Source organism: Pseudoalteromonas sp. S408 (assembly GCF_005886645.1).
GTDB lineage: Bacteria > Pseudomonadota > Gammaproteobacteria > Enterobacterales > Alteromonadaceae > Pseudoalteromonas.
The window spans coordinates 1-14,853 of record NZ_PNDY01000030.1 but is presented as its reverse complement, the minus strand read 5'-3'; the positions used below and the strand labels follow the sequence as shown (position 1 = coordinate 14,853).

15 protein-coding genes are annotated in these 14,853 nt (G+C 39.8%); 1 reads left to right on the top strand and 14 read right to left on the bottom strand.

The window, feature by feature from the left end:
* Positions 1 to 37 precede the first annotated feature (37 nt).
* Positions 38 to 1,009, bottom strand: coding sequence for a sensor domain-containing diguanylate cyclase (locus tag CWB62_RS16590; RefSeq protein WP_058404307.1), 972 nt, complete (start codon positions 1,007 to 1,009; stop codon positions 38 to 40).
* A 3-nt stretch (positions 1,010 to 1,012) separates the two neighbouring features.
* Positions 1,013 to 2,017, bottom strand: a complete 1,005-nt coding sequence (locus CWB62_RS16585; protein ID WP_058404306.1) for a response regulator — start codon at positions 2,015 to 2,017, stop codon at positions 1,013 to 1,015.
* A 229-nt stretch (positions 2,018 to 2,246) separates the two neighbouring features.
* On the opposite strand from CWB62_RS16585, the gene tpx reads away from it, so the two are divergent.
* Positions 2,247 to 2,828, top strand: coding sequence for a thiol peroxidase (gene tpx, locus CWB62_RS16580; protein WP_058404305.1), 582 nt, complete (start codon positions 2,247 to 2,249; stop codon positions 2,826 to 2,828).
* 47 nt (positions 2,829 to 2,875) lie between these two features.
* Here the strand turns inward: tpx and adk are convergent, their stop codons facing one another.
* The 12 genes from adk to CWB62_RS18765 all read right to left on the bottom strand — a co-directional run.
* Positions 2,876 to 3,520, bottom strand: coding sequence for an adenylate kinase (gene adk / locus CWB62_RS16575; RefSeq protein WP_058404304.1), 645 nt, complete (start codon positions 3,518 to 3,520; stop codon positions 2,876 to 2,878).
* 154 nt (positions 3,521 to 3,674) lie between these two features.
* Positions 3,675 to 5,588 carry a molecular chaperone HtpG gene (htpG, locus tag CWB62_RS16570; RefSeq protein WP_058404303.1) on the bottom strand — a complete coding sequence of 638 codons (1,914 nt, stop codon included), beginning with the start codon at positions 5,586 to 5,588 and terminating at the stop codon, positions 3,675 to 3,677.
* A gap of 109 nt (positions 5,589 to 5,697) precedes the next feature.
* Positions 5,698 to 6,405: an RluA family pseudouridine synthase gene (locus CWB62_RS16565; protein ID WP_058404302.1), complete on the bottom strand. Its 708-nt coding sequence runs from the start codon at positions 6,403 to 6,405 to the stop codon at positions 5,698 to 5,700.
* A 5-nt stretch (positions 6,406 to 6,410) separates the two neighbouring features.
* Positions 6,411 to 8,312 (bottom strand): MFS transporter, encoded by a 1,902-nt coding sequence (locus CWB62_RS16560; RefSeq protein ID WP_058404301.1) that lies wholly within the window; start codon positions 8,310 to 8,312, stop codon positions 6,411 to 6,413.
* A 173-nt stretch (positions 8,313 to 8,485) separates the two neighbouring features.
* Positions 8,486 to 9,094 carry a recombination mediator RecR gene (gene recR, locus CWB62_RS16555; protein WP_058404300.1) on the bottom strand — a complete coding sequence of 203 codons (609 nt, stop codon included), beginning with the start codon at positions 9,092 to 9,094 and terminating at the stop codon, positions 8,486 to 8,488.
* A 6-nt stretch (positions 9,095 to 9,100) separates the two neighbouring features.
* Positions 9,101 to 9,427, bottom strand: coding sequence for a YbaB/EbfC family nucleoid-associated protein (locus tag CWB62_RS16550; protein WP_006792396.1), 327 nt, complete (start codon positions 9,425 to 9,427; stop codon positions 9,101 to 9,103).
* Between the two features lie 59 nt (positions 9,428 to 9,486).
* Positions 9,487 to 12,015, bottom strand: coding sequence for a DNA polymerase III subunit gamma/tau (gene dnaX / locus CWB62_RS16545; RefSeq protein WP_138527929.1), 2,529 nt, complete (start codon positions 12,013 to 12,015; stop codon positions 9,487 to 9,489).
* 3 nt (positions 12,016 to 12,018) lie between these two features.
* Complete coding sequence (gene apt / locus CWB62_RS16540; protein WP_058404298.1) at positions 12,019 to 12,564, bottom strand: adenine phosphoribosyltransferase; 546 nt, start codon at positions 12,562 to 12,564, stop codon at positions 12,019 to 12,021.
* 168 nt (positions 12,565 to 12,732) lie between these two features.
* Positions 12,733 to 12,855 (bottom strand): hypothetical protein, encoded by a 123-nt coding sequence (locus CWB62_RS18950; RefSeq protein ID WP_008132255.1) that lies wholly within the window; start codon positions 12,853 to 12,855, stop codon positions 12,733 to 12,735.
* 71 nt (positions 12,856 to 12,926) lie between these two features.
* Entirely contained in the window at positions 12,927 to 13,679 is a 753-nt protein-coding gene (locus CWB62_RS16535; protein WP_058404297.1) for an HvfC family RiPP maturation protein, read from the bottom strand.
* 33 nt (positions 13,680 to 13,712) lie between these two features.
* Positions 13,713 to 14,570, bottom strand: coding sequence for an HvfB family MNIO-type RiPP peptide maturase (locus CWB62_RS16530; protein WP_502704955.1), 858 nt, complete (start codon positions 14,568 to 14,570; stop codon positions 13,713 to 13,715).
* 53 nt (positions 14,571 to 14,623) lie between these two features.
* On the bottom strand, positions 14,624 to 14,853 hold a 230-nt coding region (locus CWB62_RS18765; protein WP_212747499.1), incomplete at its 5' end, for a hypothetical protein.

Genomic DNA, 14,853 nt, shown 5'->3' with positions numbered 1-14,853 from the left:
AAGCGGCAGACTAAAAATAATTAATAAAAAATGACGCTTAAGCGTCATTTTTCATATCAGCATAGGCGGTGACTTTATTTCGCCCATTCTTTTTAGATTGATACATGGCTTTATCTGCAGCTTCTATCCAGCGCTCATGGTCCTTGAACTCATTACTAAAACAAGCAAAACCAATACTCACGGTCACTTTCACTTCAAGTTGTTTGTATAAAACAGGACTTTGCTCAATTAATACCCTTAAGCGTTCAGCGAAAATCTCGGCCCCCTTCTCGTCAGTATCAAGTAAGGTTACAACAAACTCCTCACCACCGTACCTTCCTGCAATATCTGTTTCGCGCAGTGTTGTTTTTAATAACTTTGACAAGTGGCGCAATGCTTCGTCACCACAGGTATGGCCATACTCATCATTAACGACTTTAAACCTGTCTATATCAAACATCAGTAAAGCGCTAGAACCACCATTGCGCTTAATCCGCAAAAACTCCTGTTTAAGCGTCGATTCCCAATGACCACGGTTATACAATTGAGTAAGGCTATCTGTTTGGCTTACTTGTTCTAAACGTGCGTTTAAATCTTCTAATTCTTTTTTATTTACAGCAATATCGGTTACGTCGTACAAAATAATACACAAGTGACTCACTTCAGCACGAATATTAGTCAATGGTATAAATGTGGCATTTTGATACATATATTCGGCTTTGCCGGTAATAGGCCTGTAATTTTTAAATCTAAATATGTAAGGCTGTTGCTCCCAAATAGTAAATGAGCGATTTTTTAAAACGAATACAGATTCAGACTTACTTCTGAACCACTTCTCATCTATTGCAGGAAACAAATCAAATAAATCTTTATGCTTTACCGCACTTGGCAACAGGCCTGAATGGTTTTCCATAAAGCCATTCCACACACATACTTTGTAATCTCTATCAAGAACGACCAAACCCACATCAACGGTATTAAACATATCCATTAACCAATGGATCTCATTCATATCTAAATCAGCAGCCATAACTTAATCTTCTAATAGGTAAGCAACTTTGTATTTCAAAGTTTTGAGTGAGTCTTCGGTGAATAACAACATTAAATCACAGTTTATATCGTGATTTTCAATGCCGTAGCTAATCTCAATTGCAAGTGTTCGCTGCCAGCGAGACTTGTTTGCTTTTACAAGTTCAGAAACATCTCTGTGTTGGCCTAAAACAATTGGGTGGCCTTGACTAAACGACATGTCGAGTTGTTTTGAAAGCCCAGTTAAAATAGCACCAATTAAAATGTTACTAATGTCCATCAGTAACTCAAGCTCTACGTTATCGTTAAGCACACCGTCGTAGTTCATCAAAGACGCAATTTCTTTAAAACTGGAATCATTTAATAATAAAAGCGCCTCTCCCGATACACCACCGCCAATAAAGCCTTGGCACACACCAGATGTAGAGGCGTTATTATCAATGGAGCGAAGCGCCATATCAAGTTCGCTCACCTCTAAAATATTGACATTTGGAATGGGTAATTCAACAAACACATTGAGTAATCTTGCAAGCAAGTCGCCTGCTTGCCCCATAGCAACGTTTGTAAGTTCTTGGTAAATATCTCTAACATCAGGGTCAACTTGCTCGCCTAATGAGTGAGATAAGCGCTCACGCATGGCCTTATCTTTAATTCCATGATGCTCTATTATTTCGGCAAGCTTTTCTGGTGAGCAAGGTTTTTGAATAAAATCGATAGCACCCAAGTCTAGTACACGCTGATGAGCGTTAGGTTGTATGTCTCCAGACACAACAACGGTGAGCAAATTTAACCCTAACTCTTTCATTGCCATTAACACTTCATACCCGTCCATTTCAGGCATATTAAGATCAAGGAATAGAATTTCTGGTTCAACAGCTTTTATTTGCTTTATACAATCAACACCGTTAATTGCAAACTCAACTTTTATGTCCCAATCTTCCGGCAATGAGCGAGCTAATTGACGCCTCGCTAATTTGGAATCATCACATACTAATACTGATGTTGGCATACTATCTCTCTATTTTTAAACCAAGTATTAACATCAAAAAATGATAGTGGCTTATTATTTTTATTATTTAAGATATTTTTTGTAACTATATGTTAATCAAAGTTTCAGCCGTTTACAATTTAAAATCTCATAATTAATTCTTACTGAGCAAGAACGTATAATCTCTTGGTTACTTATACGCAGTATAATACACTGTCACCCATTGCGTTAATTTAAAAGGAAATACCTTATGTTTCGTTCGCTCGCGTTTGTGCTGAGTGCATTTTGCTCCGTTGCTTTTGCAGCCGATTACCCAGAAAATATCCTCGATGCAGGTAAAGTATCGGTCCAAGGTAAACCAATTACTTTAATGGGCAAAGGCGTAGTTATAGGGGATAACGCTCCTGACTTTAAAGTAGTTGATGGTAATTTTACGCCAGTAACACTTAACGATTATAAAGGGCAAGCTTTACTAATTAGTGTAGTACCAAGTTTAGATACAGGCGTGTGCAGTTTACAAACAAAGCATTTTAACGAAAAAGTGGCGCTGCAATTTCCAAGTATTGAAATATTGACTATCAGTGCTGATTTACCGTTTGCCCAAAAACGATTTTGTAAAGCAGAGAACATAGATAAAGTTATCACATTATCTGATTCGGTATGGCGTGATTTTGGCCAAAAATATGGTGTGATTATAAAAGATATGGGGCTTCTAACGCGCTCTATTTTTATACTCGATAAGAGCCATAAAGTGGTTTATAAGCAATTGGTGAATAACCTATCTACCGAGCCCGAATACGACAGCGTAATAGAAAAACTTAAAACTTTATAAGTGTCTAAATAAAAAACCGCCAACTGGCGGTTTTTTTGTTATTAGGCTTAGCCTAACAGCTCACCTAATTGTTGGCTTACTGCTTCAACGGCTTGTGTACCGTCTAGTTTGTGGTACTGGGTGTTACCCGATGCAGCTTCTGCTTGGTAGTAATCAACCAATGGCATCGTTTGCTCGTGGTAAATACCTAGACGTTTACGCACTGTTTCTTCAGTGTCGTCGGCGCGAACAATTAACTCTTCGCCCGTCTCATCATCTTTACCTTCCACCTTTGGTGGGTTGTAAACAACATGGTAAACACGACCTGAACCAGGGTGAACACGACGTCCGCCCATACGTTCTACAATAATTTCATCAGCTACATCAAATTCAATAACGTGATCGACCACTACGCCATTTTCTTTCATTGCATCTGCTTGTGGAATAGTACGTGGGAAACCATCTAGTAAAAAACCTTTTTCGCAATCAGCTTTAGCAATACGCTCTTTCACTAAACCAATAATGATATCGTCAGAAATTAGCTGACCTGCGTCCATTACTTTTTTTGCTTCTAAGCCAAGTGGAGTGCCTTCTTTAATAGCAGCACGTAGCATATCGCCAGTCGAAATTTGTGGAATACCGTACTTGTCCATTAAAAACTGAGCTTGAGTGCCTTTACCTGCACCCGGCGCGCCCAAAAGAATAATGCGCATATCATTGTCCCCTAGTATGAGAGTTTATTTTAAAGCCTGAATTCTTCCATAAGCGCCGCTGATACTCAAGCAACTTATACTAATTGCCTACTTTGTAGCGTATAAAAAAAGGAAGCCTAGGCTTCCTTTTTAAATATGTACACAATTTATACTTTTATTTGCTTAGCTCTAACATTAATTTATTTAGGCGTGTAACAAATCCTGTTGGGTCTTTTAATGTTCCGCGCTCTGCAAGTAATGCCTGGTCTAATAATACATGTGACCATTGTGCAAATTTATCTTCATCCTGCTCGTCATTTAAATGCTTAACAAGTTGGTGCTCTGGGTTTAATTCAAACACAGGTTTAGCCTCTGGTGCTGCTTGGCCAACAGACTCCATTAACTTTTGCATTTGCGAGCTCATGTCGTTCTCATCACTTACAACACAGGCTGGAGAATCGGTTAAACGATGCGTAAAGCGCACGTCTTTAACATCTTCACCTAACGCTGTTTTAATGCGCTCTACTAAGCCTGCCATCTCTTTTTCAGACTCTTCTTGGGCTTTCTTAGTCTCTTCATCATCAAGCTTACCCAAGTCTAAGTCACCACGTGTGATTGACTGTAGTTGCTTATCTGCAAACTCAGTTAGGTGGCTCATCATCCACTCGTCAACACGGTCACTTAGCAATAATACTTCGATGCCTTTTTTGCGGAAAATCTCTAAATGCGGCGAATTTTTAGCGGCTGTAAAGGTATCAGCTACCACGTAGTATATTTTTTCTTGGCCTTCGTTCATACGCTCAACATATTGTTCAAGCGACACATCTTGCGTTTGCGAATCAGTATGAGTTGAAGAAAAACGAAGTAGCTTACAAATCGCTTCTTTATTTGCTGCGTCTTCCGCTGGACCTTCCTTCATTACCTGGCCAAACTCATTCCAAAATACTTGGTAATCGTCAGCTTTGTTTTTCGCCATACGCTCAAGCATTTTAATAATACGCGAGGTACACCCTTTACGAATCGCTTGCGTTACTTTGTTATCTTGTAAAATTTCACGCGATACGTTCAATGGTAAATCGTTTGAGTCTAATAATCCTTTTACAAAACGTAAGTAGCTTGGCATAAACTGCTCAGCATCATCCATTACGAATACACGTTGTACGTAAAGTTTTAAACCACTTTGGCGTTCACGGTTCCATAAGTCGAAAGGTGCTTTTTTAGGGATATATAAAAGGCTGGTGTACTCTGTTTTACCTTCAACTTTATTATGTGCCCAGCTAAGTGGATCTTCCCAATCATGGCTTACATGCTTATAAAACTCTTTGTATTCTTCATCAGAAAGCTCAGACTTATCACGTGTCCATAATGCGGTTGCGCGGTTAATGCTTTCCCACTCACCCGGTACTGCTGGAATTTTTTCGCCATCTTCGCCTTCAGATTCTGGTACTTCTGCTTTGTACATTTGTACAGGCGTAGAAATATGATCCGAGTATTTAGTCACAATACCACGTAGGCGGAATTCGTCAGCAAATTCTTTTTCGTCATCACGAAGGTGTAAAATAATTTCGGTACCACGGCCTTCTTTTTCAATTTCTTGCAGCGTGTACTCGCCTTCACCTTGTGACTCCCACTCATAAGCAGTTGTTTCGCCAGCTTTGCGTGTGCGAACAGTCACTAAATCAGCAACAATAAATGCAGAATAAAAACCAACACCAAACTGACCAATAAGTTGTGAATCTTTACTTTGATCGCCCGTTAAGTTTTTGAAAAACTCAGCGGTGCCCGATTTTGCAATAGTACCTAAAGAGTTGATAACTTCTTCACGGGTCATACCGATGCCGTTATCTGAAATAGTGACGGTATTGGCCTCTTTATCTGCACTAATACGAACGCGTAGGTCTGCATCGCCTTGGTAAAGATCACCATTTGAAAGCGCTAAAAAACGTAACTTGTCGGCTGCATCTGATGCGTTTGATACAAGCTCACGTAAAAAGATCTCTTTATTTGAATAAAGAGAATGAATCATTAAGTTTAATAGTTGTTTTACTTCTGTTTGAAAGCCTAATGTTTCTTTTTGTGCTGCAGTCATTTATATATCTCCAATTAGCAAAGTGTCTGCGTTATGCACTTAATATGGGGGGAGCTAATAGAACTTCAAGGGAAAAAATTAAAAAATAAAAATGTAATGTTAATTCACACTAAAATGGGCTTGGGCAATGGATGTGAATTGCTTGATTTGTAGTGGGATGTTCAAAAAACAGATCGCTTGCATGCAACTGTAGACGTTTTGATAGCTTTTCACTTTGTGCATTCTTATACAGGTCGCACCCTAAAATAGGGTGGCCTATAAAATGACTATGTATGCGTAGCTGATGAGTACGCCCAGTCAAAGGAGAAAAGCGTACATAAGTTCTAACAGGGTTAGTAAGGCGCTCTATAACCTTAAACTCGGTAACAGCAGGCTTCCCCTCTAGCTTGCAGATTTTTACACGCGGAAATAGTTGTTTATCTTTAGCTATAGGGGCATCAATTTGCCCTTCATCAGCGCTAATACATCCCTCTAGCATTGCCACATAATGCTTTTCTACATTACGTAGTTGAAACTGTTTATTTAAGCGCTTTGACGCCAAATCGTTAAGACTTACAAGCATTATTCCCGATGTGCCTAGATCTAATCGATGAACTAATTTAGCGTTTAAAAAGGGCGGCGTTAACCCTTTTTGTCCATTTACTAAGCGATAATGTACTGAATCCCAGTTTACTGGATTTTTCCCTGATAAACTCAGTAACCCACTGGGCTTATTAATAACTAAAATATCGTCATCTTCATACAAAATACTAAACGTATCTATACATTTTGGCGCTATAAAATTGTCGATAATAGGGTTTGTTTGGCTACTATTCATGCCTATTAATCGTTATTTTTAGAATGAAGTTGTTTTAAATCAAGTACACGTTCGCGCAGGTTATCAGCTTTTACTTTATTTGCTGAAACAGGCTCGCCAACTGACACCGATACTAACGACCACTTCAAGCGGGGTAATTGCCACTTAGTTTTACGGCTAAACATACTGCCCCATAACCCACCTAAATGCACAGGCACAACAGCAACATGTGTTCGCTCAATTATTCGCTCTATGCCTCTTCTAAACATATCAATGCCACCATCATCGGTTAGTTTACCCTCAGGAAAAATACCCACAAGCTCGCCGCGTTCAAGTGCCTCTGCAACATCGTCAAACGCTTTCTTAAAGGCTTCAGGGTTTGCTTTTTCACTGTCAATGGGAATTGCTTTGGCCATTTTAAATAACCAATGCAACGCAGGAGAATAATAAATGGGCGCAAAAACCATAAAACGAATTGGCCTTGGTGATGCGGCTAAAATAAACATCCAATCAACAAAGCTGACATGGTTTGCAACAATAACCGCTGCACCTTGCTCTGGAATGTTTATTTCGCCTCTGGTTTTCACGCGATACATACAAATAGCTAAAATATAGATAATAAAGCGCAAGAAAAACTCAGGTACTTTGGTATAAATATACACTGAGATCAGTAAATTTAACCCCGCAAGTAAAAGCAGTAGCTCCGAAATACTCCACTGTAAAATAGACAATGTCACAATACTTAAAATCGCACTACACACCATAAACAACGCGTTAAGTACATTATTAGCTGCAATAACCCGAGACCGACAGGCTTCTTCTGTTCTTTGCTGTATCAATGCATATAAGGGAACAGTGTAAAAGCCTGATGCTATTCCAATGCCTGCCATCCAAACAAAGTGCCACTGCATATCGCCGGTATTTATTACTTGTTTTAAAGTTAATAATTCATCGCTTTGCATGCCATAACTTATAATGTCGGGCTCTTGGCTAAGTAAGTATAAAAATAGAGTAATTAAAATGGCGCCGAAAGGCACAATGCCTAATTCTATTCGCGAACGCGACAGCTTTTCACATAATAAAGAACCTACAGCGATACTTAACGAAAACACTACCAGCGCACTCGTAACCACCAATTCATTCCCACCCATAACGTGCTTAACATAGTTTGGCAATGTGGTTAACACTATGGCGCCAATTAGCCAAAACCAGCTTATTCCTAATACTGATTTACCCACAGACTCTGTTTGTGAATTAAGGGCTGAAAACACATTTTTTGTAGAAGCATATATATTGTAAGTAAACGCTAAATTAGGTTCATTGGCTGCACTCATAGGAATAAAGCGGCTACTTAAATACCCCATTACAGCGAGCACAAGTACAGCAATACTAATAATTGCAGGGCCTACGTTTTGCGTAATGTAATAAGTGCCAAAAATTGTCCCTAGTAAAATAGCAACAAAGGTGCCCGATTCAACTAAGCCATTCGCTTTTGTTAACTCCTCTGGTCCAACGTGCTGAGGTAAAATAGAGTATTTTAAGGGGCCAAAGAACGTACTTTGAAACCCCATAAAAAATATGGTTGTGAGCATAAGCCATATGGACTGGGTATAAATTGATAGTGCACCCACAACCATAATCGGTATTTCGCACAGTTTTACACATCTGATTAATTTTGATTTCTCTGTTTTTTCAGCAAGCTGCCCTGCCATACCCGAAAATAAAAAAAACGGTAAAATAAATAGCCCGGCAGCAATGTTAGAATAGAGCGCGCCATCGGCAAGCGTGGCGGCTTGAAAAACTAATAAAATAAGGACCGATTGTTTATATACATTGTCGTTAACGGCAGAGAAAAACTGAGTAATAAACAGAGGTAAAAACCGTTTACTATTGAGTAAACCGCTTTGATTTGTTGAATGCGTTTTCATTGTGATCCTTACGTTTTAACTCTAAATAAACCTATCTCAAAAAGGGCTTTGATTACTTAGCCGTCAAATTAACTGCATACTATTTTTAGCTAGCTTACCTTAAAAACAAAAAAGCCTACATAAATTAATTACGTAGGCTTTTACATATCTTTTCAAACAGTCGCTTTAATGAACTATTCTTGTGTAACCACGCGGCGACCACTAAATGCATGCATTAGGGTTCTACCATCAACTAAATCAAGTTCGCCTCCAACCGGAATACCGTGCGCTATTCGCGAGGCACCCACATTATTTTTGTGGCAAAGCTGAGCAATGTAGTGGGCTGTAGTCTCGCCTTCAACACTTGGGTTAGTTGCTAATATTACCTCGTTAATACCACCTTGAGAAAGTTTTTGCTCTAAAACATCCAAGCCTATTTCTTTAGGACCAATGCCATCAATCGGTGATAAATGCCCCATAAGCACAAAATATAAACCTAAGTACTGACCGGTTTGCTCAATGGCAAGCACATCAGTAGGCGACTCGACGACACACAAAATACCACTGTCTTGGCGTTTTGTGCTTAGACAAATATCACATTGTGGTTGCTCACAAAAGGTACGGCAAGACTGGCAATGACCTATGGCTGTCATCGCTTTTGTTAATGCGTTACCCAATTGCGCACCGCCTTTACGATCACGTTCAAGCAAGTGAAATGCAATGCGTTGTGCAGACTTAGGGCCAATACCTGGCTGGCAACGTAATGCTTCAATAAGCTGGTTTAAACTATCTGAAAGTTGCATTATTATTTAGAACGGCATTTTCATACCTGGTGGTAATTGCATACCGCCAGTTACTTTGCTCATACGCTCTTGTGTTTCTTCAGCCACACGGCGCACAGCATCATTACACGCTGCTGCAAGTAAGTCTTCAATCATGTCTTTGTCGTCTTCCATTAGGCTTTCATCAAGCTCAACGCGACGAACATTGTGGTTACCAAGCATGGTTACTTTAACTAAGCCTGCACCCGCTTCACCAACAACTTCCATTGTTGCAATTTCGTCTTGGGCTTTTTGCATGCGCTCTTGCATTTGCTGCGCTTGCTTCATCATGTTACCCATTCCACCTTTAAACATAATTTTCTCTCTTTCTTTTAATCTTTAATTGTCATGAAGATAAGGGCGATTGTATAGAATTACAATGCCTGAATACTGTTTTCGTCAATTTCGGCACTAAATAGTTGTTGAAATTGTACTATATTTTCGTCGCTAGTGATCACATCAATTGCTTGCTGATGACGCCCTGCATCTATTTTTTGCTGAATTAAGTAAGGCGAATCGATAACTCCTTGAGCAAAGTTTATACTCAGCGATACATTGTGATCGTAAATACTCGATAGTGCGGCATCAAGTTTTTGACGAAGCATGGGAGTATCGAGATGTTTTTGCGACTCATCAACATCTATATGTAAATTACTTCCCTGCTTTGTAAAAATTGAATGCAGCGCAAATTGGCGCATTCGTCCGCCCAGCCCCATGCGTTTTATTAAATAAGCCCACTCATCTTGCTGATGAGCAAACTTTATTTCACTTATAGGACTTTGAAAATCGTCGGGGACTGGAATACTTTCCTCTTGCGGAGCTGGAGTTGGCACACTTTGAGGATTAATTTGTTCCAATAATTCAGGCGCTAAATTTTCAGTGATTGTTTGATGCTTAGCTTTAAAATCAACTTTCTGTGCGTTTGCAGCGACTACACTTGGGCGTTGTATTTGGCTCCCGCTAACAGGGAGCTCAGGCTTTTTTTCATGCTCGCCTATATTGTAGTTATCCCACGGCGGTGGGTTAGCAGATCCCGTTGGAGGCGCAGGGATTTGTTGTTCTGTATTATCAAAATGGCTTTGTCTATCTTTATTAGTGGCTTCGCTTTGCTGTGCAATTGGCGAACTAACCGGCCTATTACTTTGCTCCCTAGTGTCAATTTCTGGTTTTTTGGGAACTGGCGGCTGGGCTATGTTATGTCCCGATAACCGCCCTGAACCTGATATATTTCTGTCACGTAAGATTCGCGCAATGGCTGATTGTGCCTGAGACTCTTTATCATGCAGTGAAGATGAATCGGTAGATGATTGTTCGCTTTGCGATTCAACCTGTTGCGATGCGCTTTGAGGTGATTCGTTTACCTGCTGATCACTGTGAATGTGAGGATTAAAGCCTTGGTCTAGCGCGCTGCTCATTACGTCATCAAATTGTGCAGATAATGTTTGCTCCACATCACTGTGCTGCATGTAAGCTTCATTTTCGCTGTTACGCTGTGCTTGATCGTCGCTTAATTGCTCTTTAGGCGTGTTTTGGCTCGCTTCAGTTTGAGCCTCTTCAGTTTTAACCTGTACATGCTCTACTTGCTCAGAATCAACAGGCCTGTCGATGACACTCGGTGTCACTTCCGCTTGCTGATCGATAGTTACAAGCGATTTTTCGGCTGATTGCTGAATATTACTTGTGTCACTGTGTTCAGCAGGGTTATTGCTGTTTTCAGGTTTTTTTTTACTTAAAATATCACGCAGTGCATTAGCTCGGCTTTCAGTATCACTTACCGATGATTGAGGCGTATTTATCACGCTCTGCTGAGTGTCGTTTCCTGCAGGTTGAAATGCAAGCAACCTCAGTAAGATCATTTCAAAACCTAAACGTGGCTCAGGGGCCCATTGTAAATCTTTTTTACCATTTAACAGTAACTGGTAATAAACCTGAACTTGCTTTGCACTGGTGTGCTCTGCGACGTGTTTTATGTAATCAGCATTGGTTTCATCAAGCCCAGCGGCTTGAGGCACTAATTGGGTAAGCTGAATTAAATGCGTTAATGAAATTAAATCATCAAGTAACGCTATATAATTTGGATTTTTGCTCGCCACATTGGCTATTTCGCTCATGAGCGCTGCGCCATCTTGGCTCAGCAATGCCGCTAATAAACTTTGGCTGTAGTGTGTATCCATTAAACCAAGCATTGCTTGAACCGCTTGGTTATTAATATCACCATTCGTTTGTGCTATAGCTTGATCGGTTAAGCTAAGTGCATCGCGCATACTGCCATCAGCAGCTTTTGCAATAATGCTAAGTGCATCGTTATCAAAGCTGAGTTGCTCTTGCGTTAATACGTGTTGGAGCTGTGTTTTAATTTCACTTTGCGACAAAGCGTTTAAATTAAACTGTAGACATCGCGATAAAATAGTGACGGGTAACTTTTGGGGATCGGTTGTTGCAAGTAAAAACTTCACATGCTCTGGCGGTTCTTCGAGCGTTTTTAAAAGCGCATTAAAACTATGCTTTGAAAGCATGTGAACTTCATCTATTAGGTATACTTTATAACGCCCACGCGTAGGTGCGTATTGAACATTATCAAGTATTTCACGCGTATCTTCTACTTTAGTACGAGAGGCAGCATCAATTTCTAGTAAGTCAATGTAGCGCCCTGCTTCAATATCTGTACAGCTGCTACATTGTCCACAAGGAAATGCCGAAATACCTTCGTCGCAATTTAAGCTTTTTGCAAAAATACGCGCAATAGTTGTTTTACCAACACCTCGGGTTCCAGTGAATAAATACGCGTGATGCAGTCTATTTTGTGTCAGCGCGTTTACAAGCGCTTGTTTAACATGAGACTGCCCAACCAATTCATGAAAGGTTTGTGGACGCCATTTTCTCGCTAGAACCTGATAACTCATCGATTATTCGCCTTCGAATTCAACCAACTTTAAGATTTTGATACCCATTTTCTCAATGCGTTGTTCGCCACCTAATTCAGGCAGTGATACAACAAATGCAGCATCAGTCGCTTCACCACCTAGTTTATTAACTAGTTTAGCGGTCGCTTCAATTGTTCCGCCTGTTGCTAAAAGATCATCAACAAGAAGCACTTTGTCACCGGGTACAATTGCATCAACATGAAGTTCTAGCGTGTCTTCACCGTATTCTAACAAGTAATCTTGGCGAATAACTTCACGCGGTAATTTGCCAGGCTTACGCACAGGAATAAAAGGAATACCTAAAGCATAAGATAAAGGCGCTCCAAAAATAAAGCCACGAGATTCTGTGCCAATAATTTTTGTAAAACCTTGGTCTTTATATTCGGTTATGAACGCATCAATAGTGGCTTTAAACGCTTCAGGATTTGCCATTAATGTAGTTACATCGCGAAACATAATGCCCGCTTTTGGATAATCAGCAATTGTGGTAATGCTGTTTTTAATAATTGCTGGTGTTACTTGAGTCATAAGTTTTGCTGCTCAATGGTTGATATTACAAAGCAGGTGATTATAACCTTAAGTGAACTTTAATTGCGAGTTTGCTGTGACTTTAACAAAAAATTGAAGGGTTATAGAGGATAGAGAGGCAAAGCATTAAGGCTGATGTTGACAACAGCCTTAAGCTATAAATACGTTTTAGGTTAAGCTAGTGATCCAACCTAAAATTGCATTTAAACAACCAATACCTGCAAATACCGCTAGAAAAGCAATAAAGTAAGTAGCGTTAAACGGATCTTTAAAGTCTTTATCATCTGACATGGTACAACCTTTTATTAAGCACGATAAATAAGGCTGCCATGATAGACGATGTAAAAACATCAATAAAGGCCTTAATCTTGATTTTTTGTCACGATTACACCACGTTCAATCAGCGCATTGATTGTCACAAGTGCCCCTTGTGTTATTTGCTCTTCGTTAAACTGAGGTGCCTGATTAATGACCTGTTGACACAGGTTATCAAATGTAATGCCTTCAACGCTTTCAATGATAGAGAGTAATAAAGCCGTCATTGCATTGGTTGCTAAAAATTGTACATCGTCTTCTTCATCTCTATAAACAACAAAATAGTTAGGTACAACCGATGGCGCTTTTGGCCGGACTTGAGCGCTAATAGTTTGCACTGGAAATTGGTAACTCAAATTTCTCGCTAAGCTTGATAAAAATAATGGACTTTTAGTTAAAGCTGTTTGTTGTAGTTTTTTCTCGTTAGGGTCTTCGTTTGCTATTGAGACGTCAAGCTCTATCCATTCATAATGCGCAAGCTCTAACATAAAAGCAGGATCATATTTTTTCATTTTATAATTACCGGATAAGTAATGAATAAACTCCCCTGCAATATCTAAAAAATAGGGTGATTGACAATCATATTCACTGAAAAACTGCCTGACCAGCTTTTTCCACTGTTTGTCACTGTAGAGGGTTTTTAAGACCGGATATCCAGAAGAAATGAATCCTTCAATATTATTAAAGAACAGGTCGCGATATATAGCCATACGTCTATCTTCAATATCAGTTGGCTTTTTATTTTTTTTTGGCTCACGTATGTGCGCCATAAATTCATTTTGTACATCTGTAAAGCTCATAGCTGAGTACCCACTGCTTAATTAAAATTCGCTTTAAGCATGTTTTTTTGAACGCCCATAATTCAAATGCTTTTGTTGTAATTGATAAATAATATCAAGCTCTTTAGTTAATACATGCATTGAAGGAATATTAAAGTCACGCTCGAGGAGAGTCGCAAATACACCATGAACGCTATACGCTTTATCGAGCAGCTCCCATACGGGATCAATCACATCAGCACCATGGGTATCGACAATTAAGTCATCAGCCTCATTATAATGCCCCGCGACATGCCCGTAAGCTATTCGCTTTGTAGGTAAGCCGGCTAAAAAAGTATTTGCGTCATAACCATGATTTATCGAGTTAACATAAATATTATTTACATCAAGCAACAATTTGCAATCTGCTTGCTCTAAAATTTCATTAGTAAATTCAAGTTCAGTTAACTCTTGGCCTGGCGCACCGTAATAAGATATATTTTCCATCGCAATAGGTCGTTCAAGCATGTCTTGTACTTGCTTAATTCGGGGCACAACGTGCGCAATTGCCTCTTCGGTAAAAGGGATGGGCATTAGATCATACATATGTCCTTGACCAGAGCAATAACTCAAATGCTCACTAAACATTTTAATGTTATACTGATCAAAAAAAACTTTTAACGATTTAATAAACTCAATATCAAGCGGCTCTGGCGAACCAATTGACAAAGACAAGCCATGACACACAAAATTATTAGCATCGGTTAATGTTTTAAATTGCTTTTTAAATCGGCCGCCCAGTTTTAGCCAGTTTTCAGGCGCGACTTCCAGAAAGTCAATTGGCTGTGGGACGTGTTCTAATAACTCATCTAGCATTTCGCGGCGCAAACCTAGGCCGACCATTCCAAATTCAGTACTATGCATTTGTGTCATAAGTGCCTCTGATATTAACAAAAAAGGGCCATTGGCCCTTTAGCATAACTTAATTAAATTAAGAAATTAACGGCCACCACATTTACCTTCGCCACACTTGCCCTCTTTTTTACCTTTTGCGTCGCCACCACATTTACCTTCGCCGCACTTGCCTTCTTTTTTACCTTTTGCGTCGCCGCCACATTTACCTTCGCCGCACTTGCCTTCTTAGGTGGGATGTGCGTCGTGTACACAAATAGGGTGGGGGGTGGGGGGGTGGGGGGTGGGGGGGGGGGGGGGTTGG

What these genes read in the sequence shown, in the direction of transcription:
- recR (WP_058404300.1), bottom strand. Translation starts at nt 9,094, where the DNA reads ATGCAACTTTCAGATAGTTTAAACCAGCTTATTGAAGCATTACGTTGC.
- CWB62_RS16550 (WP_006792396.1), bottom strand. Translation starts at nt 9,427, where the DNA reads ATGTTTAAAGGTGGAATGGGTAACATGATGAAGCAAGCGCAGCAAATG.
- tpx (WP_058404305.1), top strand. Translation starts at nt 2,247, where the DNA reads ATGTTTCGTTCGCTCGCGTTTGTGCTGAGTGCATTTTGCTCCGTTGCT.
- CWB62_RS16560 (WP_058404301.1), bottom strand. Translation starts at nt 8,312, where the DNA reads ATGAAAACGCATTCAACAAATCAAAGCGGTTTACTCAATAGTAAACGG.
- CWB62_RS16530 (WP_502704955.1), bottom strand. Translation starts at nt 14,570, where the DNA reads ATGACACAAATGCATAGTACTGAATTTGGAATGGTCGGCCTAGGTTTG.
- dnaX (WP_138527929.1), bottom strand. Translation starts at nt 12,015, where the DNA reads ATGAGTTATCAGGTTCTAGCGAGAAAATGGCGTCCACAAACCTTTCAT.
- htpG (WP_058404303.1), bottom strand. Translation starts at nt 5,588, where the DNA reads ATGACTGCAGCACAAAAAGAAACATTAGGCTTTCAAACAGAAGTAAAA.
- apt (WP_058404298.1), bottom strand. Translation starts at nt 12,564, where the DNA reads ATGACTCAAGTAACACCAGCAATTATTAAAAACAGCATTACCACAATT.
- CWB62_RS18950 (WP_008132255.1), bottom strand. Translation starts at nt 12,855, where the DNA reads ATGTCAGATGATAAAGACTTTAAAGATCCGTTTAACGCTACTTACTTT.
- CWB62_RS16590 (WP_058404307.1), bottom strand. Translation starts at nt 1,009, where the DNA reads ATGGCTGCTGATTTAGATATGAATGAGATCCATTGGTTAATGGATATG.
- CWB62_RS16585 (WP_058404306.1), bottom strand. Translation starts at nt 2,017, where the DNA reads ATGCCAACATCAGTATTAGTATGTGATGATTCCAAATTAGCGAGGCGT.
- CWB62_RS16535 (WP_058404297.1), bottom strand. Translation starts at nt 13,679, where the DNA reads ATGAGCTTTACAGATGTACAAAATGAATTTATGGCGCACATACGTGAG.
- CWB62_RS16565 (WP_058404302.1), bottom strand. Translation starts at nt 6,405, where the DNA reads ATGAATAGTAGCCAAACAAACCCTATTATCGACAATTTTATAGCGCCA.
- adk (WP_058404304.1), bottom strand. Translation starts at nt 3,520, where the DNA reads ATGCGCATTATTCTTTTGGGCGCGCCGGGTGCAGGTAAAGGCACTCAA.